General features: G+C 71.5%; 27 protein-coding genes. 1 reads left to right on the top strand and 26 read right to left on the bottom strand.

The window, feature by feature from the left end:
• Window positions 1-102: 102 nt before the first annotated feature.
• The 11 genes from K3N28_RS15170 to K3N28_RS15120 all read right to left on the bottom strand — a co-directional run bounded on the left by K3N28_RS15170 (window position 103) and on the right by K3N28_RS15120 (window position 9453).
• On the bottom strand, window positions 103-1521 hold the full coding sequence (locus K3N28_RS15170) for an RsmB/NOP family class I SAM-dependent RNA methyltransferase (RefSeq protein ID WP_374209789.1): 1419 nt from the start codon (window positions 1519-1521) through the stop codon (window positions 103-105).
• Window positions 1479-2402, bottom strand: coding sequence for a methionyl-tRNA formyltransferase (fmt, locus tag K3N28_RS15165; RefSeq protein ID WP_228093391.1), 924 nt, complete (start codon window positions 2400-2402; stop codon window positions 1479-1481). Before fmt ends, K3N28_RS15170 begins: the two co-directional genes overlap by 43 nt.
• Window positions 2399-2950, bottom strand: coding sequence for a peptide deformylase (def, locus tag K3N28_RS15160; RefSeq protein ID WP_228093390.1), 552 nt, complete (start codon window positions 2948-2950; stop codon window positions 2399-2401). The genes fmt and def overlap by 4 nt, the downstream gene beginning before the upstream one ends.
• Before the next feature lie 247 nt (window positions 2951-3197).
• On the bottom strand, window positions 3198-3902 hold the full coding sequence (locus tag K3N28_RS15155) for a hypothetical protein (RefSeq protein WP_228093389.1): 705 nt from the start codon (window positions 3900-3902) through the stop codon (window positions 3198-3200).
• Between the two features lie 134 nt (window positions 3903-4036).
• On the bottom strand, window positions 4037-4765 hold the full coding sequence (locus tag K3N28_RS15150) for a hypothetical protein (protein ID WP_228093388.1): 729 nt from the start codon (window positions 4763-4765) through the stop codon (window positions 4037-4039).
• Window positions 4766-4767: 2 nt separating this feature from the next.
• On the bottom strand, window positions 4768-5442 hold the full coding sequence (locus tag K3N28_RS15145; RefSeq protein WP_228093387.1) for a hypothetical protein: 675 nt from the start codon (window positions 5440-5442) through the stop codon (window positions 4768-4770).
• 2 nt (window positions 5443-5444) lie between these two features.
• A complete protein-coding gene (locus K3N28_RS15140) occupies window positions 5445-6203 on the bottom strand; it encodes a hypothetical protein (RefSeq protein ID WP_228093386.1) in 759 nt (252 codons plus the stop codon).
• Window positions 6204-6205: 2 nt separating this feature from the next.
• Window positions 6206-7084, bottom strand: a complete 879-nt coding sequence (locus K3N28_RS15135) for an ATP-binding cassette domain-containing protein (RefSeq protein WP_228093385.1) — start codon at window positions 7082-7084, stop codon at window positions 6206-6208.
• Window positions 7081-7446 carry a GntR family transcriptional regulator gene (locus K3N28_RS15130; protein WP_228093384.1) on the bottom strand — a complete coding sequence of 122 codons (366 nt, stop codon included), beginning with the start codon at window positions 7444-7446 and terminating at the stop codon, window positions 7081-7083. The genes K3N28_RS15135 and K3N28_RS15130 overlap by 4 nt, the downstream gene beginning before the upstream one ends.
• 149 nt (window positions 7447-7595) lie before the next feature.
• A complete protein-coding gene (locus tag K3N28_RS15125; RefSeq protein ID WP_228093383.1) occupies window positions 7596-8237 on the bottom strand; it encodes a response regulator transcription factor in 642 nt (213 codons plus the stop codon).
• The gene (locus tag K3N28_RS15120) at window positions 8203-9453 is read right to left on the bottom strand and encodes a sensor histidine kinase (RefSeq protein WP_228093382.1); all 1251 of its coding nucleotides are present in this window, start codon (window positions 9451-9453) and stop codon (window positions 8203-8205) included. Before K3N28_RS15120 ends, K3N28_RS15125 begins: the two co-directional genes overlap by 35 nt.
• Window positions 9454-9857: 404 nt before the next feature.
• On the opposite strand from K3N28_RS15120, the gene K3N28_RS15115 reads away from it, so the two are divergent.
• Window positions 9858-10124, top strand: a complete 267-nt coding sequence (locus K3N28_RS15115; protein ID WP_228093381.1) for a hypothetical protein — start codon at window positions 9858-9860, stop codon at window positions 10122-10124.
• On the opposite strand, the gene K3N28_RS15110 is transcribed toward K3N28_RS15115, so the two are convergent.
• The 15 genes from K3N28_RS15110 to pyrR all read right to left on the bottom strand — a co-directional run bounded on the left by K3N28_RS15110 (window position 10116) and on the right by pyrR (window position 26787).
• Window positions 10116-10880, bottom strand: coding sequence for a DUF72 domain-containing protein (locus K3N28_RS15110; RefSeq protein WP_228093380.1), 765 nt, complete (start codon window positions 10878-10880; stop codon window positions 10116-10118). The genes K3N28_RS15115 and K3N28_RS15110 overlap by 9 nt on opposite strands.
• 30 nt (window positions 10881-10910) lie before the next feature.
• Window positions 10911-12800, bottom strand: a complete 1890-nt coding sequence (locus K3N28_RS15105; RefSeq protein WP_374209795.1) for a primosome assembly protein PriA — start codon at window positions 12798-12800, stop codon at window positions 10911-10913.
• Window positions 12801-13057: 257 nt separating this feature from the next.
• Window positions 13058-13288, bottom strand: a complete 231-nt coding sequence (locus K3N28_RS15100; RefSeq protein WP_228093378.1) for a hypothetical protein — start codon at window positions 13286-13288, stop codon at window positions 13058-13060.
• Window positions 13289-13416: 128 nt separating this feature from the next.
• Window positions 13417-14610 carry a methionine adenosyltransferase gene (gene metK, locus K3N28_RS15095; RefSeq protein WP_228093377.1) on the bottom strand — a complete coding sequence of 398 codons (1194 nt, stop codon included), beginning with the start codon at window positions 14608-14610 and terminating at the stop codon, window positions 13417-13419.
• 116 nt (window positions 14611-14726) lie between these two features.
• Window positions 14727-15965, bottom strand: a complete 1239-nt coding sequence (gene coaBC, locus K3N28_RS15090) for a bifunctional phosphopantothenoylcysteine decarboxylase/phosphopantothenate--cysteine ligase CoaBC (protein ID WP_228093376.1) — start codon at window positions 15963-15965, stop codon at window positions 14727-14729.
• 34 nt (window positions 15966-15999) lie between these two features.
• On the bottom strand, window positions 16000-16272 hold the full coding sequence (gene rpoZ / locus K3N28_RS15085) for a DNA-directed RNA polymerase subunit omega (RefSeq protein WP_026923083.1): 273 nt from the start codon (window positions 16270-16272) through the stop codon (window positions 16000-16002).
• A 57-nt stretch (window positions 16273-16329) separates the two neighbouring features.
• The gene (gene gmk / locus K3N28_RS15080) at window positions 16330-16941 is read right to left on the bottom strand and encodes a guanylate kinase (RefSeq protein ID WP_228093375.1); all 612 of its coding nucleotides are present in this window, start codon (window positions 16939-16941) and stop codon (window positions 16330-16332) included.
• Window positions 16942-16961: 20 nt separating this feature from the next.
• Window positions 16962-17285 carry an integration host factor, actinobacterial type gene (gene mihF / locus K3N28_RS15075; RefSeq protein WP_030156658.1) on the bottom strand — a complete coding sequence of 108 codons (324 nt, stop codon included), beginning with the start codon at window positions 17283-17285 and terminating at the stop codon, window positions 16962-16964.
• Between the two features lie 149 nt (window positions 17286-17434).
• A complete protein-coding gene (gene pyrF, locus K3N28_RS15070) occupies window positions 17435-18352 on the bottom strand; it encodes an orotidine-5'-phosphate decarboxylase (RefSeq protein ID WP_228093374.1) in 918 nt (305 codons plus the stop codon).
• 19 nt (window positions 18353-18371) lie between these two features.
• The gene (locus K3N28_RS15065) at window positions 18372-19454 is read right to left on the bottom strand and encodes a quinone-dependent dihydroorotate dehydrogenase (protein ID WP_228093373.1); all 1083 of its coding nucleotides are present in this window, start codon (window positions 19452-19454) and stop codon (window positions 18372-18374) included.
• A gap of 75 nt (window positions 19455-19529) precedes the next feature.
• Window positions 19530-22853, bottom strand: a complete 3324-nt coding sequence (gene carB, locus K3N28_RS15060; RefSeq protein WP_228093372.1) for a carbamoyl-phosphate synthase large subunit — start codon at window positions 22851-22853, stop codon at window positions 19530-19532.
• Window positions 22846-23994: a glutamine-hydrolyzing carbamoyl-phosphate synthase small subunit gene (gene carA / locus K3N28_RS15055; protein ID WP_228093371.1), complete on the bottom strand. Its 1149-nt coding sequence runs from the start codon at window positions 23992-23994 to the stop codon at window positions 22846-22848. Before carA ends, carB begins: the two co-directional genes overlap by 8 nt.
• Window positions 23991-25292, bottom strand: a complete 1302-nt coding sequence (locus K3N28_RS15050) for a dihydroorotase (RefSeq protein ID WP_228093370.1) — start codon at window positions 25290-25292, stop codon at window positions 23991-23993. The genes carA and K3N28_RS15050 overlap by 4 nt, the downstream gene beginning before the upstream one ends.
• Window positions 25289-26209 (bottom strand): aspartate carbamoyltransferase catalytic subunit, encoded by a 921-nt coding sequence (locus K3N28_RS15045; RefSeq protein ID WP_228093369.1) that lies wholly within the window; start codon window positions 26207-26209, stop codon window positions 25289-25291. Before K3N28_RS15045 ends, K3N28_RS15050 begins: the two co-directional genes overlap by 4 nt.
• On the bottom strand, window positions 26206-26787 hold the full coding sequence (pyrR, locus tag K3N28_RS15040; RefSeq protein WP_228093368.1) for a bifunctional pyr operon transcriptional regulator/uracil phosphoribosyltransferase PyrR: 582 nt from the start codon (window positions 26785-26787) through the stop codon (window positions 26206-26208). The genes K3N28_RS15045 and pyrR overlap by 4 nt, the downstream gene beginning before the upstream one ends.
• Window positions 26788-26941 lie beyond the last annotated feature (154 nt).

The raw sequence follows: 26941 nt of genomic DNA, 5'->3' as shown, positions 1-26941 counted from the left end.
CCTGGAGAACATTCACTTATATCTATGTATGGTAGCGCTTCCAATTCTGGGACGGACAAGGCCCCGCAGGAGAAATCCTGCGGAGCCCGTCGAGCTGGAGTGTTACCGGTTGCCGGTTTTTCGCAGCAGCGCAAGGAACATCGCGTCGGCCCCGTGCCGGTGGGGCCACAGCTGCGCGAAGTCGCCGCGTTCGGCGTCGGGCACGCGGCCGGTGAGCCATTGAGGACGGACGAGCTCCGCTCCCCCGGCCTTGAGGACCGCCGCCACGACCTCCTCGGTCTCGGCGATCACCGGCGAGCAGGTCGCGTACGCGACGATCCCGCCCGTGCGGGCGAGGCGCAGGCCCGCGGCGAGCAGCTCCCGCTGCAGCGGCACGAGGCCGTCGACGTCGCCGCGCTCCTTGCGCCAGCGCGCCTCCGGACGGCGGCGCAGCGCGCCGAGTCCCGAGCAGGGCGCGTCGACGAGCACGCGGTCGGCGCTGCCGTCCTCGCCGAACTCGCGGCCGTCGCCGATGTGGACGGTGACCGGGAGTCCCTTGGCGGCCTTGGCGACGAGCTCGGCTCGGTGCTGCTGGATCTCCACGGCGTCGATCACGGCGTCGCGCTGCGCGGCGATCGCGCCGAGGAGCGCGGTCTTGCCGCCGGGGCCCGCGCACAGGTCCACCCAGGACCGGTCCGGGCCTTCCAGCGGCGCCTCCGCGAGTGCGGCGGCCACCAGTTGGCTGCCCTCGTCCTGCACGTGGGCGAGGCCCGTGGCGACGGACTTGACGCGCCCCGGGTCGCCGCTGGGCAGGTAGACCGCGTACGGCGACCACTGGCCGTGCACGCCGCCGCGCGTCTCGCGCGAGAGGTCGCCCTTGGTGATGCGGCCCGGCTTGGCGCACAGGTGGACCGGCGGGGCCACGTTGTCCGCGGCGAGCGCGGCGGGGAGTTCGTCGGGCCCGAGGACCGCTTCGAACTCGGTGCTGATCCACTGCGGATGCGCGTAGCGCAGGGAGAGGTCGGCGAGGCGGTCGCCGGTGGCGAGGGACTCGGCCCATTCGTCGAGGTCCTTGGCGGCGACCTTGCGGAGCACCGCGTTCGCCAGGCCCGACACGCGCGGCGAGACGGCGGCCTTGACGAGGCTGACGGTGGTCGCCACGGCCGCGTGCGGCGGGATGCGCATGTACAGGAGCTGGTAGGCGCCCAGGCAGAGGGCGTCGACGAGGTCCTGCTGGAGTTCGCGCATGTCGCGCCCGGAAGCGGCCGTGAGGATCGCCTCGAGCGTGCCCAGGCTGCGGAGCGTCCCGTAGGTGAGCTCGGTGGCCAGCCCGGCGTCGCGGCCGGTGTTGTCGGTCTCGGCGAGCATCCGCGGCAGGACGAGGTTGGCGTAGGCGTTGTCGGCGGTGACGGCGCGGATCGCATCGAAGGCGACGCGTCGCGGGTTCACGTTCGGGCGGTCGTTCGCAGGTTCGCGCTTGGCGCGCTTGCGGCGGTCGCTCATGCGAACACCGGCGCCTCGGTCGGGAGGCCGCGGCCCCATGCTGCGGCGTCCATGGGCTTCTTCCCTGCGGGTTGGACCCGGTCGAGACGGACCGGGTCGGTGGCGGTGCCGACGTGGACGGCCTTCTTGGCGACGGCGACCTCGCCGGGCGCGAGGCTCGGGCCTTCGGGGTCGACCCGGACGGGGCCCAGGCGCAGGCGCTGGCCGTCGTAGTCGGTCCAGGCGCCGGGCGCGGGGGTGACGGCGCGGATGCGGCGGTCGACGGCGAAGGCCGGGTCGGTCCAGCGGACGCGGGCGTCGTCGACGGTGATCTTGGGGGCGTAGGAGACGCCGTCGTCGGGTTGGGGTTCGCCGACGACGAGGCCCTCGCCGAGGGCGTTCACGACGTCGACGGTGAGGCGGGCGCCGGCGACGGCGAGGCGTTCGAGGAGCGACCCCGCGGTGTCGTGCGGCTCGATGGGCTCGGTGAGGCGGCCGTACACGGGGCCCGTGTCGAGGCCTTCTTCGAGCTGGAAGACGCAGGCGCCGGTCATCTCGTCCCCGGCGAGCACGGCGTGCTGCACGGGCGCGGCGCCGCGCCACGCGGGCAGGAGCGAGAAGTGGAGGTTGATCCAGCCCAGGCGCGGGATCTCCAGGGCGGCGGGCGGGACGAGCGCGCCGTAGGCGACGACGGGCACGATGTCGGCGTCGAGATCGCGGAGGCGCTCGAGGAACTCGGGCTCGCGCGGTTTGGCGGGGGTGAGCGTCTCGATGCCGTGCTCGTCGGCCCAGGCGGCGACGGGCGAGCGGGAGAGCTTGCGGCCGCGGCCGGTGCGCGCGTCGGGTCGGGTGAGGACGGCGACGACCTCGTGGTCGGATCCGTGGAGGGCCTCCAGGGTCGGCAGTGCGACCTCCGGGGTCCCGGCGAAGACGATCCTCATCGTTTGAAGAACACACCCTTGGAGTCGTGGGGGGTGATTTTGACTTTGACGTCTTCGTTGTACCAGTCCTGGGCCTGGATCTCGGCCATCGCGGCCTTGCGGCGCTCGGCGTCGAGGCGGTCGATGAAGATGATGCCGTCGAGGTGGTCGGTCTCGTGCTGGAGGCAGCGGGCCATGAGGCCGGTGCCGACGATCTGGAGCGGGTCGCCGTATTCGTTGAAGCCCTTGGCGACGACGTTCTGGCGGCGGACCGTGTCGAAGTAGAGCCCGGGGAGGGAGAGGCAGCCCTCGGGGCCGTCCTGCTCCTCTTCGTCGGGGAACTCGAGCACGGGGTTGACGATGTGGCCGACGACGTCGTCGACGTCGAAGGCGAAGACCCGCTTGCCGACGCCCAGCTGCGGCGCGGCGAGCCCGGCGCCGCCTTCGTCGCGCATGGTGTCGAGCAGGTCCTTCACGAGGCCCCGCAGTTCCTTGTCAAAGGTGTCGACTTCCTCGGCCGCGGTGCGCAGGACCGGGTCGCCGAAGATGCGGATGGGCTGGATCGACAATGTGCTGACCTTCCGAAGCGTGTACTGGCCGTCCTCCAGTGTCCCACTCGCCGAGCGCTCTCCGTGAGGGGTCGCCGTACGGTGTGGTGCGGGCCGGGGCCGCCGCGTCCCGGCCGCGGCGGGCCGCGTCGTCGCGAGCGGTGCCGGGGCCGGTGGTGAGCAGGAGTCCGGCGACCAGGCCGGCCGCGATGCAGACGAGCAGCACGACTACGGGGAAGGGAACTTCGGCGCGGACGAGGGCCATGGCTCAGCCTTTCTTGTGCGGCAGCGGCGCCCGCGCCAGCGTGAGCCAGACGACCAGGACGAACAGCACGGTGAGGACGGCGTCGAACGGGGCCAGCAGTTCCTCGCTGCCGGGGTACTCCACTGCGAAGGCCACGTCCTCGGGGAACTCCGCCAGCAGCAGTTGGAACGGGATGGTCCGGAAGATCAGCACCGAGACGGCCGCACCGGCCAGGATGCCGCCCGAGGCCCGGCGGTCGAACCGGGCCAGGAGCGCTCCGGCGGCGGCTCCGGCGGTGAAGTAGACGGCCATGCGGATCAGGGTCTCGAGAAGGGTGGCGCCGTAGAGGTCGAGGCCGCCGCCGTCTGCGCTGTAGAACAGGTTGTGGACGAGTTTGACCAGCTGCATGACGGCGACGCCGCCCGCGATGGCGATCCCGCTGAAGACGGCGAAGGCGGCGAAGAACTCCTTGCGGGTCAGACCGGCGGCGATCGCGAGCGGGAAGGCCTTGAGGAGGTAGACCAGGCCGACGGCGGTGAGGACGAACGGCAGGTACCGGAGGAGGTAGAAGCTCATGTCGCCTTCGAAGGACGTCGAGAGCCGCAGGCCGAGCTGGACGAGGTGGAGGACCGCGAAGGCGATCAGGGTCCAGAGGCCGAAGGTCTTGCCGACTTCGGCGGCCCATCGCAGGGCGAGGCGGTACTTGCGGTGCGCGAGGACTGTGGTCATCGTCAGGCTCGTTTCGCTTGGACGGGTACGGACGGGAGTCGCATGGCGGTGGGCCGGGGTCCGACTTCGGCGGCCGGGACGCCGACGATCGGCACGGCCTTGGGGGACACTTCGACGCATGCGGGCGACATGGCTCAGGCCCGCTTCGGTGGCATCGGGGCCCTGGCGAGGAGAGCCCAGGCGGTGAGGGTGAAGGCGACGGCGAGGACGAGGTCGAGGTAGGGGTGGATCGCCGAGAGATCGACGAGGGGGTACTCGAAGACGGATCCGTCTGCACTGCCGTTCTCCATGCCGAGGGCCTTCATCACCGCGTAGTAGGCCACCTGCCGGTAGACGACCGCAACGACGATCAGCGCACTGAGGGCGACGCCGATCCGGGTGCTTCGGAACCTGAGCTTCGCCGCGGCCGCGGCCGCCCCGCAGGCGAAGTACAGCGCGGGTCGGACCACCGCCTCCAACGCGGCGAGGCCGTAGAAACCCATGCCGGGTTCGGCCCCGCGGGCCGCGGCGAAGCGACCGTCGACCATGAGCCCGAGCTGCGTGAGTCCTGCCGTGACGAGGACCGTCGCCAACCCGAACAGCGCGTACGCGGTAAGGAATTCCCGGCGGGTGAGGCCCCCCGCGATCCCGAGGGGGTACGACTTCGAGAGATGCACCCAGGCGATGACGATGACGATCAACGGCACCGCAAAGAGGACCAACTGGGCGAAGGATTCGTATTCGCCGGTGATCTCGCGCCAGACCACCGAGGCGGCGAGGAGGGCGGCGAAGGCGACGACGGCATACAGGCCGAAGGTCCTGGCAGTGTCGTATGCGAGTCGCGAGGCGAGGCGGTACTTGCGGTGCGCGAGGACTGTGGTCATCGTCAGGCTCGTTTCGCTTGCACGGGCACGGACCGGAGCGTCAGGGCGCAGGCGGCGACCAGGACCGCGGTGACGGCGAGCGCGACGCCCGCCCAGGGAGCGGGCGCCCAGTCGCCGAGGGTGCCGAACTCCAGGGCGAGGATCCCCGCGTAGTGCCCGGTGGCGCCGATGAGGACGGCCGCGGTGAACCAGGCCCGGCCGGCGAAGCGCGCGGCCGCCGCGCCGATGAGCGTCCCGGTGAAGAAGTAGATCGGTGTGATGAGCAGGTAGCGGGCGCCGAGCCCGATGGTCTCGCTCCACGGACGGGGCGCGTCCCCGACGAGCGCGAACAGGGCGTGCTCGGCGGCGAACCCGGCCACCAGGTAGGCGGTGAGGGCGAGGGTGGTCAGCGCCGCGAAGACCGCGAAGGCCACGGTGATCTCGCGGCGGGTGCAGCCGCGGGAGATCCACACCGGCAGGTTCGTGTAGATGAGCATCCCGGCCACGGCGGCGGCGAACCACTGGAGCACGGTCGCGGCGACCGACCACAGGCCCGTCTCGATCGCCTGGGCCGTCACGAGGGACGCCGGGAGGGTGAGGACGGCGGTGGCGACGAGCCACCAGCGGAAGCAGACCGCCGAGCCGGTGAAGAGGCGGCGACCGAAGCGGTAGCGGCGTTTCGCGAGTGCGGAGTCCATGGTCAGGCCTTCTTGGAGCGCAGCGGGATGTCGATGATGATGCGGTGGGCGGCGACCACGAGGACGAGGGTCACGACCGCGATCCCGATCAGCACGAGGCCGGTGCCCCATTCGTCGATGAACCGGCCGAAGACGCCCGCCCAGGCCGGCCCGAACGGCTCGGTGTTGTAGACGGCGTTGTCGAGGCTGAAGACGACCGGGAGGATCGGGACCAGAATCAGCCAGCCCGTGCCCTCCCAGCGGTAGGAGGCGGCGCCGACGACCACGCCCGCGGCGAAGTACACCAGGTACATCAGCGGGTAGACCGACGCGAACGCGGCCGTCTCGCCCCAGGAGCCAATGGCGATGACCGAGTCGTCGCCTTGGACCCCTTGGGCCCAGCCCATCGCGTCGTAGTAGGCGCGCTCGACGAGGAGGCCCGCGATGACGAGCACGCCGATCGCCGCCGACCACAGGAGGCCGAAGACCCCGTGGGCGACGCTGAGCTCGCGGCGGGTGAGCCCCGCGGCGATCATGGTCGGCACCAGGGAGGCGATGAAGCCGCCGCCGATGAACGCGGTGAACCACTTGGCGACGTTCGCGGTGTAGAACCAGGTCGAGAGATCGATGTCGGAGGAGCGTGACAGCACGAGCGGGCCCAGGAAGGACAGCAGGACGGCCGCGAGGATCCAGTACTTGAAGTACTTCAGGGCCTCCCCCGAGAGGGCGAATCCGAGACCGTACTTGCGGGTCGGGAGCTGGGCGTTCGGGAAAGCGGCCATCGTCAGGCTCCCTTCCGGTTCGGCTCGGTGAGGTGGATGAAGAGGTCCTGGAGGCCGACCGGGCCGATCTCGATCCCGGCGGCGGCGGCGCGCTCGCGCGTGCCCGGGTCGACCGCGGCCGCGACGGTGATGCTCTTGGTCCCGCCGAGCTGCTGCTCGGCGAGGACGTCGTGGCTCGCGGCGAGTTCGTCGACGGCCGCGGCAGGGCCGGTGAGGGTCGCGCCCATGTTCTGGAAGACCTCGACCTCCTCGTGGCGCAGGATCCGTCCCCGGTCGACGATGACGACCGATTCGAGGTAGTTGGCGACCTCGTCGATGAGGTGCGTGGAGAGGACGACCGTGTGCGGGCGGTCCATGTACTCGGCAAGGAGCTCCTTGTAGAACGCGTCCCGGGTGGGCGCGTCCATGCCGAGGTGGACCTCGTCGAACATGGTGAGCTCGGCGCGGGCGGCGAGGCCGCAGATCGCGGCGAGGATCGAGCGCTTGCCGCGCGAGAGCTCACGGATCCGCTTCTTCAGCGGGAGCTCGAAGCGGTCGGCGAGGTGGAGGGCGTATTCGGTGTCGAAGGCGGGTCGGATCTGGCCGGTCTCGATGGTGGACTTCACGGTCTCGGTGTCGTCGAAGTCGCCGCCTTCGCGGATGAGGGCGATGCGCGAGACGATCGGGGCGTTCTCCCACACCGGTTCGCCGTCGACGAAGACCTCGCCGGCGGTGGGCTTGCGGAACGCCGCGATGAGGCTCAGGAGGCTGGTCTTGCCCGCGCCGTTGCGGCCGAGCAGGCCGTAGATCTTGCCGGCCTCGAGGTCGAGGTTCACGTCGGCGAGCGCGTCGGTGTCGCGGTACTTGAGGGTGACGTCGCGGAGGGTCACGGCGAAGCTCATCGGAGGGCGCCTTCCTGGTCGTTGAGGTAGTCGATGATGTCGTTCAGGGAGATGCCGGCCTGGCGGGCCTCGCGGACGAGCGGGGCCAGGACGCGTTCGAAGAAGCGCTCGCGGAAGTCGGCGGCGAGCCGCTCGCGGGCGTCCTCGGCGACGAACATGCCGACGCCGCGCTGCTTGTAGAGGATGCCTTCGTCGACCAGTTCCCGGAACGCCTTCTGCGCCGTGGCCGGGTTGATCTGGTAGAAGGCGGCGTACTGGTTGGTCGACATGACCTTGCCTCCCGGTTCGAGCGATCCGTTCATGATCTCGGCCTTGATCTGATCGGCGATCTGCCGATAGATCGGTGCGCCGTCATCGAACATCTCGCCTCCTTCGGTCTCGTGGTTCAGTTCATTAGTTCAGAGGTTCATTACTTGACTAATGAACCATAGCACGAAGGAACCAAGGCGTGTCGAGCGAGGAGCGCAGCGAGCACCCGGCCGCCCGCGGGCGGCCGGGTGCGGGAGTGCGCTTAGACGAGGCCGCCTTCGTAGGCCGCGATCACGGCCTGCGTGCGGTCGCGGACGCCGAGCTTGGTGTAGACGCTGCTCAGATGGGTCTTGACGGTCTCACGTCCGAGGAACAGCTCGCTGGCGATCTCCACGTTGGACAGTCCCTTGGCGGCGAGCGTGAGGACCTCGCGTTCGCGTTCGCTCAGGTCGCCGATGCCCTTGGGCGCCTTGCGGGCGGGCGCGGCGGCCGCGAGGCGGCGGACCGCCTCGGGGAACAGGAGCGCGTCGGTGCGGGCCACCAGCCGCACCGCCGCGAGCAGGTCCTCGACGCGGGTGCGCTTGAGCAGGAACCCGTCCGCCCCGGCCCGGAGCGCCTGCCACACGTAGTCGTCGTTGTCGAAGGTGGTGACCACCAGGATCTTCGGCGGCGCGGCGAGTTCGGCCACGATCCGCTCGGTCGCCTGAATGCCGTCCACGGTGGGCATCCGCACGTCCATGAGCAGCACGTCGGCCTTGCCGGAACGCGCGATCGCGACCGCGTCGACGCCGTCGGCGCCCTCGGCGACGACCTCCAGGTCCGGCTCGGCCCCGATGATCGCGGCGAACCCGGAGCGGATCAGGTCCTCGTCATCGATCAGCGCGATGCGCAGCGGTGCGGTCATCCCCGGACTCCCTCGTATCGATCGGCATGGTGGCACGGACGGTCCATTGCCCTGCGGCCCAGTCGGTCTCGGCGGTCCCGCCGAGGACGGCGGCGCGCTCGGCCATGCCGATCAGACCGCGCCCGCCCGCGCGGAGGCGGGGCCGGCGGGCGGCGGGACTGGTGACCGCCACCGTGCAGTCGCGCTCCCCCACCGCGACGCGGACCGCGGCGCGCGGTTCGTCGGCGTGGCGCAGCACGTTCGTCAGGGCCTCCTGCACGATCCGGTAGATCTCGCGGGAGGCGAGGCGGCTGAGCGCGCCGACGTCGCCGGTGACGTCGAGGTCGACCGCGATCCCGGATTCGGCGGCGAGGGCGTCGAGGTCGGACAGGTCGCGCTGCGGGGCGCGCGGGCGGTCCCGGTCGTCGCGAAGGGCGCCGATGACGGCGTCGAGCTCGGCGAGCGCGCCGCGCGCGGTCTCGCCGACGGCGGCCATGGCCCGGGACGCGTAATCGGGGTCGGCGGTGATGAGCCGGGAGGCGGCCTCGGACTGGATGACGACCACGGACAGGGCGTGGCCGACCGAGTCGTGCAGTTCGCGGGCGATGCGGTTGCGGGCGGCGAGGCGCGCGGCCTCGGCGCGGGAGGCCGCGAGGCGGTCGGCCGCGCCCTGCCCGAGCAGCCGGGGGGCGAGGGCCCTCATGCCGGCGGTGGTCGCGGCGACGAGCGCGACGAGCGCGGCCAGGAGCAGCGGCCCGGTGAGCATGCCCCAGGCGGTGAACCAGCTCGCGAACACGCCGTTCATCTCGTCGATGGCCCCGAAGGTGTAGCGCGCCCCCTCGTAGACCAGGTACCCCGTGAACGGCACCAAGGCGAGGGTGAGGCCGCTGACCACGCCGCCGACGGCCGCGTGCAGGGTGAACCAGCAGCCGGTGCGCCAGCGGGAGTTCCACGAGGCGTCGTCGACGGGCGAGGCGAACGAGGCGCCCAGGAGGCGACGGGCGGCCGTGCGCTCGACCTCGCGGTCGGGCAGCAGCAGCGAGGCGGCGGCGACCAGCGGGAGGACGGCGACGAAGACCGCGGGTTCGATGATGCCGTTGAAGCCGCTGTCGGGGTTGAGGAAGTTGTAGCCGACGGCGCCGACCATCATGAACGGCATCATCAGCGCCCCGCCGAGGATGATCCAGACCCACCCGCGATAGGTGGCCCGGGACCAGAGCGGGGCGAGGAGGCGCATGGGGCCATTGTGCCAGCGGCGCGAGGTGTTCACCCCTCCAGCGTCGCCGACGCCGCCGCGGGCGCCCTCCCTCGGCCGCGGGACGCCGGTCCCCCGCGCGGGGGACCGGCGTCCCGCGGCCCGGTCACCCGCCCTCGTAGGCCTCCTTCAGGACCTGCAGGCCGATCTTCCTCCTCCGGTGCATGGCCTCGGCGGCGCGCACAGCGGCCTCCTCGCCGCCGCCGACGTACCGGTCAGGCCCCGCCTGCGAGTCACAGTGATCCGCGCGAGCCGATCGCACCGGCTGAGACGAGGCCGCGGACGCGAATGCATCGGTTCGCCGCCGAGCCGGACCGCATCTCCCGGTGGATCCGCTCGGCGGTCGGCGGCCCCTCGGCCGCGCTCGCCGCTGGTATACAGGAGTGGTGACCGAACCACGAGAGGGCCGCCTCCGGACCCTCATCGCGATGCTCTGGTACCGCGCGCAGGCCCTCACCCTCTTCGGCTACATGGGCGTCGCCTCGCTCATCGGCGTCGAAGCGCTCATCGTGGTCCTCGGCTTCACCACGGTCCTGCCGATCGCGATCCCCTTCGTGCTCATCGTGCTCGCGTTCGGTTACTTCTTCCGCGAACGCGTCCGCGCCCTCTGGGCGGGCGTGCTCGCCAAGCTCGACCGGAGCCCGTCACACTGACGGCGGCACCGCGCCGGGAACCTCCCGGCCGAGGCCGCGCATGAGCTCGGCGAAGCGGAGCGCGTCGCGCACGGCCGCCCCGCCGGGATCGTTGTTGCAGTAGACGTAGCAGTCGGCCGCACGCGGCCAGGTCTGGTCGATGCGGCGGCACCACGACCGCAGCGCGGCGTCCCCGTAGCGCGGGGTCGGCGTGGCCCGGCCCTCGTGAAGCCGCAGATACCCCCAGGAAGCCGTGCGCCACAACGGCGTCACGGGCCGGCCCTTGCGGTCGGCCCAGCACAGGGCCGCGTCCCGCTCCGTCAACACCGCACGGACCTCCTCGGTCCACCACGACTCGTGCCGCGGCTCCACCGCCACCCGCGCGCCGTCCGGGAACCGGTCGAGGCATTCGGCCAGCACCACCGGATCGGCCCGGAGCGTCGGCGGCAACTGGAGCAGAAACGGCCCCAGGCGGTCGCCGAGACCGGCCGACGCCGCGGCGAGCCGCTCGACCGGCTCGGCCGGGTCGCGCAGCCGCTTGACGTGCGTGAGGAACCGGCTCGCCTTGACCGCCATGGTGAACCCCGCGGGCAACCGCTCGCGCCAGGCGGCGAAGACCTCGCGACCGGGCAGCCGGTAGAACGCGCCGTTGTTCTCCACGGTGACGAAATGCTCGGCGTAATGCTCCAGCCAGAGCCGCAGCGGCACGCGCTCGGGATAGAGCACGCCCCGCCAATCGCGGTACTGCCACCCGGAGGTGCCGACGAGGACCGGCATCCACCCATTCTGCACCGACCGGCGGCGGCCTCAGGCGATCTCGCGCGGGTCGATCTGGATCCGCACCGGCTCGGCCTTCGCGTTGGCCCGATCGGCCGTGGCCTTCGCCAACATCGCCGCGAGCGCGGCCCCGTCCCGGCGGCGGACCCGCAGCAGCAGGCGCTCGGTGCGCTCGTCCACGGGCATCGGGCCGATCGCCTCGGCACCGAGATCGGACGGCAGGTCGGCGGCGAGCTTCTCCGGCTCGCCGTTCGGGCCGGTGAGCGCCGCGAACTTCATCACCGGCGGGAACCCGAGTTCGGCCCGGTCCTGAAGCTCCCGGGCGGCGAACCAGGCCGGATCCCAGCGCATCAAGGCCTGCACCACCGCCAGTCCCCCGTCGGCGACCACCACCGCGGTGCCGTCGTGGCGCGCGAGCGCGACCGCGTTCATCCAGCGGCGCAAGGCCTCTTCGCTCGCGATCAGCTCGGCGCGCGTCAGCAGCGCCCACGTGTCCAGCAGGAGCACCGCGCCGTAGCCGTCCGGCGCGGGCGGTTCGACGCCCGGTGTCGCCACCACGACCGCCGCGCCCGCCGGGGCGCGGCCCAGGCGGTTCACGCCCGTCGACTCCACCACCGGGTGATCGGGGAAGGCCTGCGCCAGTTCCTCGACCGTGCGCTCGGCGCCGATGATCACGGCCCGCATCCGGTTCCCGCCGCACTCGGCGCAGCGGAAGCCCGCCGCGACCGTGCCGCACCAGCCGCACACGGGTGCGCGGCGTGCGCCCGTGAGCCGCAACGGACCCGAGCAGTTCGGGCAGGCCGCGCGGGTGCGGCAGCGCTGGCAGGAGACGGCCGGAACGTAGCCGCGCCTCGGCACCTGGACCAGGACGGGGCGGTCCTTCGCGAGCGCGCTCCTCGCGGCCTCCCAGGCGACCGTGGGGAGCCGGGCCGTACCGCCGGACGGGTCGCGCTCCAGATCGGACTCATCACCCACCGGGACGATCCTCGGTGAGGCCCTTCGGATCTCGTCGCGCGGGGCGGTCATCGAGACCGCCCATCGGGTCTCGACCAGGAGTTGCGCCTGCGGTGTGCGGCTGCGGCCGCCCACGAGGCAGGCGGCGTCGGCGAGGTCGGCGCGGGTCAGGAGGACTTCGCGGGCGTGCGGGTACGGCGCGTGGCGGTCGACGTGGGACTCGTCGCCGTCGTCCCAGATGGCGACGAGCCCGAGGCGCTCCACTGGCGCGAAGGCCGCCGCCCGGGTGCCGGCGACGATCCGCACGTCGCCCCTGGCGGCCTTGAGGAACGAGCGGTAGCGCTTGGTCGGGCCCAGTTGGGCGGAGAGGGTGACGTGGCGGTCGGGGCCGAGCACGGCGGCCAAGGCGGCGTCGAGGCGGTCGAGGTCGGTCTGGTCGGGGACCACCAGGACCGCGCCGCGGCCGGACGCGGCCGTCGCCGCGGCGGCCTCGGCGAGGCGCGCGGGCCAGTCCTCGCCGGGGAGGGCGCTCCAGACCGCCTTCGGTGATTTGGTCTCGCGCAGCGCGCGCAGGAATGCATCGCCTGCGATATATCTCTTCCAGTGATCCGATGGCGGGGCCGCCACCGGCAGCGCTTCGCCCCTCGGTTCGGACTCGACCTTGACGCGGCGTTCGGGAACGGCCAGGCGGAGCACGTCGGTGAGGGTGCCCGCGTAGCGGTCGGCCACGGCGCGGGCCAGGCGCGCGATCTCGGGGGTCACGACGGGCTCGGGCGAGACGAGTTCGGAGAGCCAGAGCAGCTTGCCCTCGAAGTCGGTGGAGGGCTTGAGGGCGATCACGTAGCCGCTCACCTTGCGGCGGCCGAAGCGGACCTTCACGCGGCAGCCGGGCCTGACCCGGCCCGCGAGGTCCTCGGGGACCCGGTAGTCGAAGAGCTTGTCCAGCTGTGGCAGCGGCTGGTCGATGCACACCGCTGCGATCGCCGGAATCTCCGTCATCCGATAAAACTACCGGGTGCCCCCGACGCCGCACGGCACCGCGCCTATTCGAGGAGCTCGGCGTCATGCTGCTCGAAGAGGCGGCGCATCGCCTCGGGACTGCGGTCGGCCGTCGCGTGGACGGCGTTGATGAGGGCGGTTGGTCCTGGCCCCCATGACGAGGAGGTGGCGGGACGGTTCGGCGAGGGGGTTCCAGTACGTGTGGGGAACGCCGCCGGGGACGATCACGGCGCCGCCCGCGGGGACCTCGACCTCCTCCTCGCCGATCCTGACGCCGAGCACGCCTCGAGCACGTACCAGGCCTCGTCGTCGGCGTGGCGGTGCAGGGGCGCCGGGTAGAGGCGTTCCCCGTCGAGCGCCCCGTCCGTCGTCCACTCGGCCAGCACCAGGTCCGAGGCGAGCGGGGCGAGGGCCTTGTCCCGCAGTGCGGGTTCGAACGACTCCGCTGCCGACATGGAGGCCTCCCGCCGTATCGGATGGCGCGCCGCACGGCGCCTTCGCCGATCGTATCGGCCGGGGCCGACATGCCGGGCACAGCGAACGGCCGGCACCGCGACGGCGCCGGCCGGTTCGGGCGCGGTGCCTAGTTGACGGCTTCCTTGAGGGCGGCCGCGCGGTCGGTGGCCTCCCAGGTGAACTCCGGCAGCTCGCGTCCGAAGTGGCCGTACGCGGCGGTCTTGGAGTAGATCGGCCGGATCAGGTTGAGGTCGCGGATGATCGCGGCCGGACGCAGGTCGAAGACCTCGAGCACGGCGCGCTCGATGCGCGCGGGGTCGACGGTCTCGGTGCCCATCGCGTCGACGGCGATGCTCACGGGCTTGGCCTTGCCGATCGCGTACGCGACCTGGACCTCGCAGCGCTCGGCGAGCCCGGCCGCGACGACGTTCTTGGCGACCCAGCGCGCGGCGTACGCGGCGGAGCGGTCGACCTTCGAGGGGTCCTTGCCGCTGAACGCGCCGCCGCCGTGGCGGGCGTAGCCGCCGTAGGTGTCGACGATGATCTTGCGGCCGGTGAGGCCGGCGTCGCCCATCGGGCCGCCGATCTCGAAGCGGCCGGTGGGGTTCACCAGGAGCTGGTAGTCGTCGGTGTCCAGGTCGAGCCCGGAGACGACCGGCGCGATGACGTGCTCGGCGACGTCGGGCGACAGGAGCGAGTCGAGCGAGATGTCCGGGGCGTGCTGGCTGGAGACCACCACGGTGCCCAGGCGCACCGGCTTGTTGCCGTCGTACTCGATGGTGACCTGGGTCTTGCCGTCGGGGCGCAGGTACGGCACGGTGCCGTCCTTGCGAACCTCGGTGAGCCGCTGGGAGAGACGGTGCGCCAGCGCGATCGGCAGCGGCATGAGCTCGGGGGTCTCGCGGCAGGCGAAGCCGAACATGAGGCCCTGGTCGCCCGCGCCCTGGAGGTCGAGCTCGTCGTGCCCGTCCGCGTCCACTCGGGACTCCCAGGCCTTGTCGACGCCCTGGGCGATGTCGGGGCTCTGGCCGCCGATCGAGACGTTCACGCCGCAGGAGGCGCCGTCGAAGCCCTTCTTGGAGGAGTCGTAGCCGATCCGCAGGATCGTGTCGCGCACGATCCGCGGGATGTCCGCGTACGCGTGGGTCGTGACCTCGCCCGCCACGTGCACCTGGCCGGTCGTGATGAGGGTCTCGACCGCGACACGACTCGAGGGGTCCTCGCCCAGCAGGGCGTCCAGGATCCCGTCGGAGATCTGGTCGGCGATCTTGTCCGGGTGGCCCTCGGTGACCGACTCGGAGGTGAACAGGCGACGTGCCACGGCACTCCTCAACACACATCTACGCCGCCGCGCGGCGCTCTCGAATGACTTCGCAGCTCACAAGTCTATGCGCTCACGATCTTCCCACCAAGTCGGCACGCTGGCCCCAGGCGGTCTCAGTCGCGTCCACTCAGCGGGAGACGTGCGGCGACGGCGTCCCAGATGGCGTCCGCCACGGCCTCCTTGGAGGCGCGTGCGAGCGCGTCGACTTCGCCACGTTCGTCGAAGACGGTGACCGAGTTCTCCGCCGCACCGAACACGGCGCCGCCGGAGACGTCGTTGAGGACCACCAGGTCGGCGCCCTTGGCCTCGCGTTTGGCCTTGGCGTGCTCGGGGCCGTCGTGGGTCTCGGCCGCGAAGACGACGAGGACCTGGCCGTCCCGCTTGGCGCGGCCCACGGCGGCGGCGATGTCCGGCGTGGCGGTGAGGGCGAGCTCGAGGTCGCCCTTGCGCTTGAGCTTGCGGTCGCTGGAGGTCTTGGGGGTGAAGTCGGCGGGGGCGGCGGCGAGGACCGCGGCGTCGGCTTCGGCGGCGGCCTTGACGGTGGCGTCGTACAGCTCACCGGTCGTGGAGACGCGCTCGACGCTGATCCCGGCGGGCAGGGGCGCGTCGAGGTGGGCGGCGATGAGGTGGACGTCCGCGCCGCGGGCGGCGGCCGCGGCGGCGAGGGCGATCCCCTGGCGGCCCGAGGAGTGGTTGCCGATGAAGCGCACCGGGTCGATCGGCTCGCGGGTCCCCCCGGCGGTGACGAGGACCTTGCGGCCCGCCAGGTCGCGGGTGCCGGCGATCGGCTCCGCGTCCGCTCCGGTTCGGGCGTCGGCGGTCGACGGGCGGGCCAGGAAGCCCTTGACGAGCGCGAAGAGCGATTCTGGCTCGGGAAGGCGGCCGGGACCGGTGTCGGCGCCGGTGAGCCGGCCCGAGTCGGGTTCGACGACGTGCGCGCCGCGCTCGCGCAGCGTGGCGACGTTGGCGCGGGTGGCCGCGTGCTCCCACATCTCGGTGTGCATGGCCGGGGCGAAGACCACCGGGCAGGTCGCCGTGAGGAGGGTGCTCGTGAGGAGGTCGTCGGCGCGGCCGTGCGCGGCCCGCGCGAGGAGATCGGCGGTGGCCGGGGCGACGACGACGAGGTCGGCATGCCGGCCGAGCCGCACGTGCTTGACCTCGGAGACGTCCGAGAACACGCCGGAAGCCACCTGGTGGCCCGACAGGGCCTCCCAGGTGGCTTCACCGACGAACTTGAGCGCCGCCTCGGTCGGGATCACGGTCACGTCGTGACCGGACTCTTTGAGGAGGCGGAGCAGTATGCAGGCCTTGTAGGCGGCGATGCCGCCCGACACGCCCAGGACGATGTTCACGCGCGAAGCTTACGCCGCAGTGCCGTCGAACGGCCTAGGCCTCGGGGTCGTCGAACGCCTTCGTCTCGAGGAGGCCCTTGTCGAGCTCGCGCATGGCGATCGACAGCGGCTTCTCCTCGGGCGTGGTCTCGACGAGCGGGCCGACGTACTCGAGCAGGCCTTCGCCCAGCTGCGAGTAGTAGGCGTTGATCTGGCGCGCGCGCTTGGCCGAGTAGATGACCAGCTGGTACTTCGACTGGCTCTTCTCCAGCAGATCGTCGATCGGCGGGTTGGTGATGCCGACCGGGTCGGCGACAGTCCCTGACACGTGTAATCCTTCGTGTGCGACTCGTGTTGCTCTCCGGGCCCCAGTGGTGCCGGGGCCTCAGTTGTGGCTCGCCAGCTTCGCCGTGGCGAAAGCGGGGGAACTGAGCAACTCTACCAGCTCGGCGGCCGCCTGCTCGATCGACACATTGGTGACTGTGTGATCGAACTCGGCCTCCGCGGCGAGCTCTTGGCGGGCGGCGTCCAGGCGGCGCGCGATCGTGGCCTCGTCCTCGGTCCCCCGCCCGGTGAGGCGGCGGACGAGTTCGTCCCACGACGGCGGCGCGAGGAACACCAGTTGGGCGTCGTGCATGGCCCGGCGGACCTGGCGGGCGCCCTGCAGTTCGATCTCCAGCAGCGCCGGGAGTCCGGCGCGCAGGCGCTCCTCGACCGGGCCGCGGGGGGTTCCGTAGAGGTTCCCCGCGTAGGAGGCCCACTCAAGGAACTCCCCCGCGGCGATCATCGACTCGAACTGCTCGGTCGACACGAAGTGGTAGTCGGCGCCGTCGACCTCACCAGGACGCGGCTTGCGGGTCGTGCAGCTCACGGAGAGCCAGACCCACGGGTAGTACTCCTGGATGAGGGCCTTGACGCTGCCCTTGCCCACTCCCGACGGACCGGAGAGGACTGTCAGGCGCTGGGCCGGGGCGGCGTGGTGACGATCGATGCTCACGCGACTACTACTACCCGGGCTTAGGCCTGGTCGCCCTTGAATTCATCCAGAAGCGCGGCGCGCTGGTGCTCGCCCAGGCCGCGCAGCCGACGGGAGTCGGCGATCTTGAGCTTCTCCATGATCTGGGTGGCGCGCTTGTCGCCGATGCCGGGGAGGGCCTTGAGCACGGCCGAGACCTTCATCTTCCCGGAGATGTCGTCGGTGGCGGCGGACTTGAGGACCGCTTCCAGGGTGGTCTCGCCCGACTTCAGCTTCTCCTTGAGCTCGGCGCGGGCCTTGCGGGCCGCGGCGGCCTTCTCAAGGGCTGCGGCGCGCTGTTCCGGAGTCAGTTTAGGGAGCGGCACGGGGTCTCCTTGCAGTCGATGGTTTCGTCCCTGTGGACCTTGACGTGCGGGTATCGCTGAAGCATACCCAGCTCGGGAACGGTAACCCCAGCGTCCGACACGCCTGCGACCGGGGGTGGGGCAATTTCGGGGGCCCGATTCGGCGGCTTTCACTCCCCCATCGCGGCGCGGCATTCGGACTGCAGCGCCTCGACGGCGGTGCGAATGCTCGCGGCGGAGGGCCCCGGCTGTGCGATTTGTCGGGAATAGGACGGAATTGCGAAGTTTGTAGCCGGGCCGAGGACGCGCGGCAGGTCACTCGGCCGTCCACCTTGGGCGCCCATGCCCGGGACCAGGATGGGGCCGTTGAACTGGGACAAGTCGTGAGCGGTGTCACGTTGGCGCACGGTGGTGTGCGTGATTCCGTAAGTCGACTCACGCAGGCGGGCCTCCCCCTCGGAGGCGCAGGCCCCGATCGTGGCGCCCATGACGATGCCGAACGGGCCCATCGGCTCCGCGTCGCCGTTCTGCTCGTTCACCTCGTCGATGATCCCCTGGGCGACGGACTTGCCGTCGCGGCGCTTGGCCATCTGGATCTGCTTGCCCTCGGGGTTGGAGGTGCGCGCCAGCACGAACAGGCCCTTGCCGTGGGCGGAGGCGAGGTCGAACGCGGGCTGGAGCGAGCCGGTGCCGAGGAACGGGCTGACGGTGATCGCGTCGACCGCCAGCGGCGAGGCCGGGTCGAGGTAGGCCTGGGCGTAGGCGTGCATCGTCGAGCCGATGTCGCCGCGCTTGACGTCGAGGACGACGAGCGCGCCGGCGCGGCGGGACGCCGCGATCACCCGTTCGAGGAGCGCGACGCCCCCCGATCCGAAACGCTCGTAGAACGCCGACTGGGGTTTGATGAACGCGCACGTCTCCGCGATCGCCTCGACGATGGTCATCGCGAAGCGCTCGGCCCCGTCGAGGTCGTCGTCGAGCCCCCAGTGCTGGAGCAGGGCCCCGTGCGGGTCGATTCCGGCGCACAGCGGCCCGCGCGCCCGCGAGAGGTGGTACGCCCGGGAGCCGAAATCCTTGTTGGTCGCCATTGCTTCGCTTCCTTAGTCGTCAGCCGTGTTGAGGGGTTCGCGGGCCCGCGGCCTTGCGGGCGGCGGACCGGTGGCGGCGCACGCTGCGGCGCACCACCGACGGTCCGTTGTAGATGAGGCCGGAGTAGATCTGGACCAGGCTCGCGCCGGCGTCGAACATGGCCTGGGCGTCGTCGGGGGTCATGATCCCGCCCGAGCCGATGATCGGCAGGCGGCCGTTCGTCTCGCGGTGCACGAAGCGGACGATCTCGCGCGAGAACCGCGTGAGGGGCCTGCCGGACAGGCCGCCGGGCTCGGCGGCGACGGCGTCTTCGCTCGGGTCGACCCCGTCGCGGCCGATGGTGGTGTTCGTGGCGATGACGCCCGAGACGCCGTTCTCCAGGCAGACCTCCAGGAGCTGGGCCATCGCCGGCTCGGTGAGGTCGGGTGCGATCTTGACCAGCAGCGGGCGGGCGGGCCTCCCGGCCGCGAGGCGCGCGCCCTCGGCGCGGAGCGCCTCGAGCAGGGCGCGGAGGGCCCCGGCGTCCTGGAGCTGGCGCAGGCCCGGCGTGTTGGGCGAGGAGACGTTGATCGCGAAGTAGTCGGCGTAGGGGTAGAGGAACCGCATCGACTGGAGGTAGTCGTCGATCGCGCCTTCGAGCGGCACGGCCTTGGACTTGCCGATGCTGATGCCCAGCGGGCAGTTCACGGCCGGGGCGGCGGCGAGGCGCGCGGCCAGGGCCTGGGCGCCGTCGTTGTTGAAGCCCATGCGGTTGACGATGCCCTGCGAGCGGGGCAGACGGTACATGCGGGGTTTGGGGTTGCCGGGCTGGGGCTGGGCGGTGACGGTGCCGATCTCGGCGAAGCCGAAGCCGAGGGCGGGCCAGGCGCCGATGGCGAGGCCGTGCTTGTCCATCCCGGCGGCGAGGCCGACGGGGTTGGGGAACGGGATGCCGCAGACGGTGACGGGAGCGCTCACCTGGTTGACCTTGATGAGCGCGTTGCGGGCCTGCCGGTGTTCGGACAGGCGGGAGAGCCAGCGCAGGGTGGTGTCGTGCGCTCGCTCGGCGTCGCCGCGGCCGATCCGGAACAGGATCGGGCGGGCCAGGTTCTGATACAGCATGCTCATTCCTGTATACGTCAATGCGCCGGGTGAGCGACATGGCTACAGGTGCCATATCGCTCACCCGGCGACGGATCAGACGCGGGCCTCGTCGCCGCGCAGGCGCTGGTGCAGCTCCTGGAGCGAGGCGACGCGGAGCTCGCCGCGGGAGGCCGACTCGATGGCCTGGGTGGCGGCGGCCGCGCCCTGGATCGTGGTCACGCAGCCGACGTCGGCGACGACGGCGGCCGAACGGATCTCCCAGCCGTCGGTGCGAGGCCCGGAGGAGGCCGAGGGCGTGGTGATGACGAGGTCGATCTCGCCGGAGCCGATGAGGCTGATCGCGTCCTGGAGGTCCCCCGGATTGGCGCTGTGGCGGGCCACGGGCGTGAAGTCGATGCCGTGGCGCTTGAGGACCAGCCCGGTGCCCTCGGTGGCGTAGACGGTGAAGCCGAGGTCGACGAGACGGCGCACCGGGAAGACGATGGAGCGCTTGTCGCGGTCGGCGACGGACACGAAGACCTTCCCGGAGGTGGGGAGCTTCCCGTAGACGGCGAGGGTGGCCTTGGCGAAGGCGAGGCCGAAGGACGAGTCGATGCCCATGACCTCGCCGGTGGACTTCATCTCCGGGCCGAGCACCGCGTCGAGCCCTGCGCCCTCGACGGTGCGGAAGCGCTTGAACGGCAGGAGCACTTCCTTGACCGAGATCGGCACCTCGGGTCCGGCGTCGGAGCCGTCGCCCTCGGGCAGGAGCAGGCCTTCGGCCCGCAGCTGCGGGATGGTGGCGCCGAGGGCGATGCGGGCGGCGGCCTTGGCGAGCGGGACCGCGGTGGCCTTGGAGACGAACGGGACGGTGCGCGAGGCCCGCGGGTTCGCCTCGAGGACGTACAGCTGCTCGTCCTTGAGGGCGTACTGGACGTTCATGAGGCCGCGCACGCCGATGCCGAAGGCGAGCTTGGCGGTGTAGTCGCGGATCTGCTCGATGACGTTGGCGCCGAGGGTGATCGGCGGGAGCGCGCAGGAGGAGTCGCCGGAGTGGACGCCGGCCTCCTCGATGTGCTCCATGATGCCGCCGAGGTAGAAGTCGACGCCGTCGCAGAGGCAGTCGACGTCGATCTCGACGGCGTCGTCGAGGAAGCGGTCGATGAGGATCGGGTGCTCCGGGCTGGCCTCGGTGGCGCGGGAGATGTACCCGGCGAGGGTGTCCTCGTCGTAGACGATCTCCATGCCGCGGCCGCCGAGGACGTAGGAGGGCCGCACCAGGACGGGGTAGCCGATCTGGGCGGCGACCTCGCGGGCCTCCTCGTAGGAGGTGGCGGTGCCGCCCGCGGGGGCGACGAGGCCGAGCTCGTCGAGCAGGCGCCCGAAGACGCCGCGGTCCTCGGCGTTGTCGATGGCCTTCGGGCTGGTGCCGACGATGGGCAGGCCGGCGTCCTGGAGGCGTTCGGCGAGGCCGAGCGGGGTCTGGCCGCCGAGCTGGACGACGACGCCGACGACGCCGGGGCCGCCCGCGGCGGTGCCGCTGGTGTGCTCGGCGTGGAAGACCTCGGCGACGTCCTCGAAGGTGAGCGGCTCGAAGTAGAGCCGGTCGGCGGTGTCGTAGTCGGTGGACACGGTCTCGGGGTTGCAGTTGACCATGATGGTCTCGTAGCCGACCTCGCGCAGGGCCTGGACGGCGTGGACGCACGAGTAGTCGAACTCGATGCCCTGGCCGATGCGGTTGGGCCCGGAGCCGAGGATCATGACCTTCGGGCGGTCGGAGGGCGCGACCTCGGTCTCGTCCTCGTAGGTCGAGTAGTGGTAGGGCGTGTGGGCCTCGAACTCGGCGGCGCAGGTGTCGACGGTCTTGTAGACCGGGCGCAGGCCGAGCCGGTGGCGCAGGCGGCGGACGCCGTCCTCCCCGGCGAGTTCGGGCCGCAGGGCCGCGATCTGGGCGTCGGAGAACCCGGCGCGCTTGGCCTTGCGCAGCAGGGCCTCGTCGACGACGGCGGCGCGCTCGATCTCGTCGCGCAGGTCGATGAGCTGGGCGACCTGGTCGAGGAACCACGGGTCGATCTTGCAGGCCTCGTGGACCTGGGCGACCGTGGCGCCCAGGCGCAGGGCGCGCTCGGCGGTGTAGAGCGTGCCGTCGTGCGCGGTCTTGAGCGCCTCGAGCGTGTTCTCCAGGGTCGCGCCCTCAGGGTCGGGGCGGGTCCAGAACCCGGCGGCCTTGGTCTCGGTGGAGCGCAGGGCCTTCTGGAGGGCCTGCTGGAAGGTCCGGCCGAGGCTCATGGCCTCGCCCACGGACTTCATGGTGGTGGTCAGGGTCGGGTCGGCGCCGGGGAACTTCTCGAAGGTGAAGCGCGGGACCTTGACGACCACGTAGTCCAGGGTGGGCTCGAACGCGGCCGGGGTGGCCTTGGTGATGTCGTTCGGGATCTCGTCGAGCGTGTAGCCGATGGCGAGCTTCGCGGCGATCTTGGCGATCGGGAAGCCGGTGGCCTTCGACGCCAGCGCCGAGGAGCGCGAGACGCGCGGGTTCATCTCGATGACGATGATGCGCCCGTCGGCGGGGTCGATCGCGAACTGGATGTTGCAGCCGCCGGTGTCGACGCCGACCTCGCGGAGGACGGCGATGCCGACGTCCCGCATGTGCTGGTACTCGCGGTCGGTGAGGGTCATCGAGGGGGCCACGGTGACGGAGTCGCCGGTGTGGACGCCCATGGGGTCGATGTTCTCGATGGAGCAGACCACGACCACGTTGTCCTTGTGGTCGCGCATGAGCTCGAGCTCGTATTCCTTCCAGCCGAGCACGGACTCCTCGATGAGGACCTCGGTCGTGGGGGACTCGGCGAGGCCGTTGCCGGCGATGCGGTCGACGTCCTCCCACGTGTAGGCCATGCCGGAGCCGAGGCCGCCCATGGTGAAGGAGGGGCGGATGACGGCGGGCAGGCCGAGCTCGTCGATGGTCTGCCGAACCTCGTCCATGGTGCGGCAGACCTTGGAGCGGGGCACTTCGCCGCCGACTTTGAGGACGACGTCCTTGAACTGCTGGCGATCCTCGCCGCGCTGGATGGCGTCCATGTCGGCGCCGATGAGCTCGACGCCGTACTTCTCGAGGATGCCGGCCTCGTGGAGGGCGACGGCGGCGTTGAGGGCGGTCTGGCCGCCGAGGGTGGGCAGGAGCGCGTCCGGCTTCTCCTTGGCGATGATCTGCTCGATGACCTCGGTGGTGATCGGCTCGACGTAGGTGGCGTCGGCGAACTCGGGGTCGGTCATGATCGTGGCCGGGTTGGAGTTGACGAGGGTGACGCGGAGGCCCTCGTCGCGCAGCACGCGGCAGGCCTGGGTGCCGGAGTAGTCGAACTCGCAGGCCTGGCCGATCTGGATGGGTCCGGACCCGATGACCAGGACGTGCTGGAGGTCTTCGCGCTTAGGCATGGGTCTGGGCCCCTTCGCTGTCGGTCGTGTGCGTGGTGTCGATCAGCTCGACGAGGCGGTCGAACAGGTAGTCGGCGTCGTGCGGGCCGGCGGCGGCCTCGGGGTGGTACTGCACCGAATAGGCGGGGACGTCGAGGCAGGTGAGGCCTTCGACGACGTCGTCGTTGAGGCAGACGTGGCTGACCTGGACGCGGCCGAAGTCGGTGTCGAAGTACTCGCCGGACTCCGGAGCGGCCAGAGCGAACCCATGGTTGTGGGCGGTGATCTCGATCTTGTCGGTGTGGCGGTCGAGCACCGGCTGGTTGATGCCGCGGTGGCCGAACTTGAGCTTGTAGGTCGCCAGGCCCAGGGCGCGGCCGAGGATCTGGTTGCCGAAGCAGATGCCGAAGACGGGCACCCGCCGGCGCAGGAGCTCGCGGGTGAGCTCGACCTGGTGGTCGGCGGTGGCCGGGTCGCCGGGGCCGTTGGAGAGGAACACCGCGTCGGGGCCGTCCGAGAGCAGCTGTTCGACCGTCGCGTAGGCCGGGTACACGGTGGTGGTGATGCCGCGCTCGGCGAGGCGGCGCGGCGTGTTCCGCTTGATGCCCAGGTCGAGGGCGGCGATGTGGAACTTCGGGTCCTTCGCCGCGTAGGTGTAGGGCTCGGAGGCGGTGACGGCGCCGACGTGGTTGGCGCCGGCCATGTGCGGGGCGTTGCGGACCTTCGCCAGGAGCGCGTCCACGTCGGTGTCGCGCGAGGAGATGCCGACGCGCATGGCCCCGGCGGACCGCAGGTGGCGGGTGAGGGCGCGGGTGTCGACGCCGCTGATGCCGACGATCCCCTGGGCGGCCAGCTCGTCCTCCAGGCCGCGCTCGGAGCGCCAGTTGGAGGCCATGCGGGCGGGGTCGCGGACGACGTACCCGGCGACCCAGATGCGGCGGGACTCGTCGTCCTCGTCGTTCCAGCCGGTGTTGCCGATCTGCGGGGCGGTCTGGACGACGACCTGCCCGTAGTAGGACGGGTCGGTGAGGGTCTCCTGGTAGCCGGTCATGCCGGTGTTGAAGACGGCCTCGCCGAAGGTCTCGCCGACCGAGCCGAAGGCTTCGCCGTGGAAGGCGCGGCCGTCCTCCAGGACGAGGATCGCTGGTGCTCTGCTGGTCATTCGGTCGTCTCCTCTGCGATCTTGCCGTTCAGCACCGTGGCGCGTCCGCGAAGGAACGTCGCTTCCACGGTGACCGGGAGTTCCATCCCGGCATAGGGGGTGTTGCGCGACAGGGACGCGAGGCCTTCGGGGACCACGGTCCACGTCGCCGAGGGGTCGACGAGGGTGAAGTTGGCCTCGACCCCGGGTTCGGGGTCGCGGCCGTGGGCTTCGAGCCCGGCGATCCGGGCGGGGGTGCGGGAGGTCCGCTCGGCGAGGAGGTCCCAGTCCACGTCGTCCGGGCCGCCGAGGGCGGCGACGCTGATGGACAGGGCGGTCTCCAGGCCGAGCATGCCGGGCCGCGCGGCGGCCCACTCGCATTCCTTGTCCTGCGGGGCGTGCGGGGCGTGGTCGGTGGCGACGGCGTCGATGACGCCCTCGGCCAGCGCGGCGCGCAGCACGGCCACGTCGGACTCCTGCCGCAGCGGCGGGTTCACCTTGTAGACCGGGTCGTAGCTGCGGGCGGCCTCGTCGGTCAGCAGCAGGTGGTGCGGGCAGACCTCGGCGGTGATCTGGACGCCGCGGGCCTTGGCCTCGCGGATGATCGCGACCGACCGGGCGGTGGAGACGTGGCAGAAGTGGACGCGCGCGCCGGTGTACTCGGCGAGGAGCACGTCGCGGGCGATGATGGCCTCCTCGGCGACCGAGGGCCAGCCGGGCAGGCCGAGTTCGGCCGAGACGGCGCCTTCATTCATCTGCGCGCCCTCGGTGAGGCGCGGTTCCTCGGCGTGCTGGGCGATGATCCCGCCGAAGGTCTTCACGTATTCGAGGGCGCGGCGCATGAGCACCGGGTCGTGGACGCAGTGGCCGTCGTCGGAGAACATGCGCACCGCGGCGGCGGACTGGGCCATCGCGCCGATCTCGGCGAGCTGCCTGCCTTCCAGGCCGATGGAGACGGCGCCGATGGGCTGGACGTCGGCGTAGCCGGCGGCGCGGCCGAGCGCGGCGACCTGCTCGACGACGCCGGCGGTGTCGGCCACCGGATAGGAGTTCGCCATGGCGCACACCGCGGTATAGCCGCCCTTGGCGGCGGCGCGGGTGCCGGTCAGGACGGTCTCGGCGTCCTCGCGGCCGGGTTCGCGCAGGTGGGTGTGGAGGTCGACCAGGCCGGGCAGGAGCACGAGGCCGTCGGCGTCGACGACTTCGGCGCCGGCGTCGCGCAGCGACCCGATCTCGGCGACGCGGCCGTCGCGGACGAGGACGTCCTGGCGTCCCCGGCCGATCAGATTCGCGCTCTTGATGAGTTTGACGGGATTCATCGGGCCTCCCCGGCGGTCAGGAGCAGATAGAGGACGGCCATGCGGACCCAGACGCCGTTGGTCACCTGCTCGGTGATGGTGGCGCGGGGCGAGTCGGCGACGGCCGCGGCGATCTCCATGCCGCGGTTCATCGGGCCGGGATGCATGACGATGGCGTGGTCGGGCAGGAGGGCGAGACGGCGCTCGTCGAGGCCGTAGAGGCGGGCGTACTCGTTGGCGGTCGGGAAGAACGAGGCGTTCTGGCGCTCGCGCTGGACGCGGAGCATCATGATCGCGTCGACCCCTTTGAGGCTCGCGTCGAGGTCGTAGGCGACCTCCACGGGCCAGCCGTCGATGTCCTTGGGCAGCAGCGTGGGCGGGCCCACCAGGCGCACGTTCGCGCCGAGCTTGGTGAGCAGCCAGATGTTGGAGCGGGCCACGCGCGAGTGGAGGATGTCCCCCACGATGGCGACGGTCCGGCCCTCGATCCCGCCGAGCCGCCGCTTCATGGTGTAGGCGTCGAGCAGGGCCTGCGTCGGGTGGGCGTGGGTGCCGTCCCCGGCGTTGAGGACCGCGCCGTCGAGCCATTCGGTGAGCCGCTGCGGGGCCCCGGCGGCGGGGTGGCGGATGACCACCGCGTCCGCGCCCATGGCCTGCAGGGTGAGCGCGGTGTCGCGCAGGCTCTCGCCCTTGTTGACGCTGGAGGTCTTGGCCGCGAAGTTCACGACGTCCGCCGAGAGCCGCTTGGCGGCGGTCTCGAAGGAGGTGCGGGTGCGGGTGGAGTCCTCGTAGAAGAGGTTCACGACGGTGCGTCCGCGCAGCGCCGGGAGCTTGGGGACCTCGCGGCCGGTGACGGCCTCGGCCATCTGCTCGGTGACGTCGAGGATGAGCTCGGCTTCCTCGCGGGTGAGCGCTTTGGTGGTGAGCAGGTGCTTCATCGGTCCCGCCCTCCGGTGAGGACGACGGCGTCGAGGCCGTCGTACTCGTGGAGGCGCACGGCGACGTTCTCGTCGCGGGCGGTGGGGATGTTCTTGCCGACGTAGTCGGCGCGGATGGGCAGCTCGCGGTGGCCGCGGTCGACCAGGATCGCGAGCTGGACGCTGGCGGGCCGGCCCAGGTCGTAGAGGGCGTTGAGGGCGGCGCGGACGGTCCGTCCGGAGTAGAGGACGTCGTCGACGAGGATGACGCGCTGGTCGTCGACGCCGCCGGGCGGCAGGTCGGTCGGGCCGAGGGCCCGGAGCGCGTTGCGGCGCAGGTCGTCGCGGTAGAGGGTGATGTCGAGGGTCCCGGCGGGGACGTCGACGTCGGCGAAGCGGCGGATCCGGTCGGCGAGCCGTCCGGCCAGCGCGACGCCGCGGGTGGGGATGCCCAGGAGCATGGTGTCGGGGGCGCCCTTGGTCTTCTCGAGGATCTGGTGGGCGATGCGGTCGAGGATCCGGCCGATGTCCTCGGCCGAGAGGATCTGCTTGCTGCCCGACGGGTCTTCCTCAGGCTGCCTGAGGGCAGGGGAAACCACGCGAACCTCCTTCTCCGCCTCACTGGACGGTCTGTTAAAGAACGGTTTCGTCGCGGGCCATGCTACGCCGCCGGTGACGGAGCGTAAAGGCGGATCCCAAAAAGGCAGGGCCGGTAGCAGCATGAATGTCGGGTTTTATAAGGTTTGCCTGGCG

The sequence above is a fragment of the Glycomyces sp. TRM65418 genome (genome assembly GCF_019710475.1).
In the GTDB taxonomy this organism is placed as follows: domain Bacteria; phylum Actinomycetota; class Actinomycetes; order Mycobacteriales; family Micromonosporaceae; genus Glycomyces.
The sequence above is the reverse complement of the archived record's forward strand: the minus strand, read 5'-3'. Positions and strand labels throughout refer to the sequence as shown.

Excerpts from the sequence above, each read along its gene's own strand:
- K3N28_RS15170 (WP_374209789.1), bottom strand. The coding sequence starts at position 1,521 with ATGGGGCCGCGGCCTCCCGACCGAGGCGCCGGTGTTCGCATGAGCGAC.
- fmt (WP_228093391.1), bottom strand. The coding sequence starts at position 2,402 with ATGAGGATCGTCTTCGCCGGGACCCCGGAGGTCGCACTGCCGACCCTG.
- K3N28_RS15155 (WP_228093389.1), bottom strand. The coding sequence starts at position 3,902 with ATGACCACAGTCCTCGCGCACCGCAAGTACCGCCTCGCCCTGCGATGG.
- K3N28_RS15150 (WP_228093388.1), bottom strand. The coding sequence starts at position 4,765 with ATGACCACAGTCCTCGCGCACCGCAAGTACCGCCTCGCCTCGCGACTC.
- K3N28_RS15145 (WP_228093387.1), bottom strand. The coding sequence starts at position 5,442 with ATGGACTCCGCACTCGCGAAACGCCGCTACCGCTTCGGTCGCCGCCTC.
- K3N28_RS15140 (WP_228093386.1), bottom strand. The coding sequence starts at position 6,203 with ATGGCCGCTTTCCCGAACGCCCAGCTCCCGACCCGCAAGTACGGTCTC.
- K3N28_RS15135 (WP_228093385.1), bottom strand. The coding sequence starts at position 7,084 with ATGAGCTTCGCCGTGACCCTCCGCGACGTCACCCTCAAGTACCGCGAC.
- K3N28_RS15130 (WP_228093384.1), bottom strand. The coding sequence starts at position 7,446 with ATGTTCGATGACGGCGCACCGATCTATCGGCAGATCGCCGATCAGATC.
- K3N28_RS15125 (WP_228093383.1), bottom strand. The coding sequence starts at position 8,237 with ATGACCGCACCGCTGCGCATCGCGCTGATCGATGACGAGGACCTGATC.
- K3N28_RS15120 (WP_228093382.1), bottom strand. The coding sequence starts at position 9,453 with ATGCGCCTCCTCGCCCCGCTCTGGTCCCGGGCCACCTATCGCGGGTGG.
- K3N28_RS15110 (WP_228093380.1), bottom strand. The coding sequence starts at position 10,880 with ATGCCGGTCCTCGTCGGCACCTCCGGGTGGCAGTACCGCGATTGGCGG.
- K3N28_RS15100 (WP_228093378.1), bottom strand. The coding sequence starts at position 13,288 with ATGTCGGCAGCGGAGTCGTTCGAACCCGCACTGCGGGACAAGGCCCTC.
- pyrF (WP_228093374.1), bottom strand. The coding sequence starts at position 18,352 with ATGGCGACCAACAAGGATTTCGGCTCCCGGGCGTACCACCTCTCGCGG.
- K3N28_RS15065 (WP_228093373.1), bottom strand. The coding sequence starts at position 19,454 with ATGCTGTATCAGAACCTGGCCCGCCCGATCCTGTTCCGGATCGGCCGC.
- carB (WP_228093372.1), bottom strand. The coding sequence starts at position 22,853 with ATGCCTAAGCGCGAAGACCTCCAGCACGTCCTGGTCATCGGGTCCGGA.
- carA (WP_228093371.1), bottom strand. The coding sequence starts at position 23,994 with ATGACCAGCAGAGCACCAGCGATCCTCGTCCTGGAGGACGGCCGCGCC.
- K3N28_RS15050 (WP_228093370.1), bottom strand. The coding sequence starts at position 25,292 with ATGAATCCCGTCAAACTCATCAAGAGCGCGAATCTGATCGGCCGGGGA.
- K3N28_RS15045 (WP_228093369.1), bottom strand. The coding sequence starts at position 26,209 with ATGAAGCACCTGCTCACCACCAAAGCGCTCACCCGCGAGGAAGCCGAG.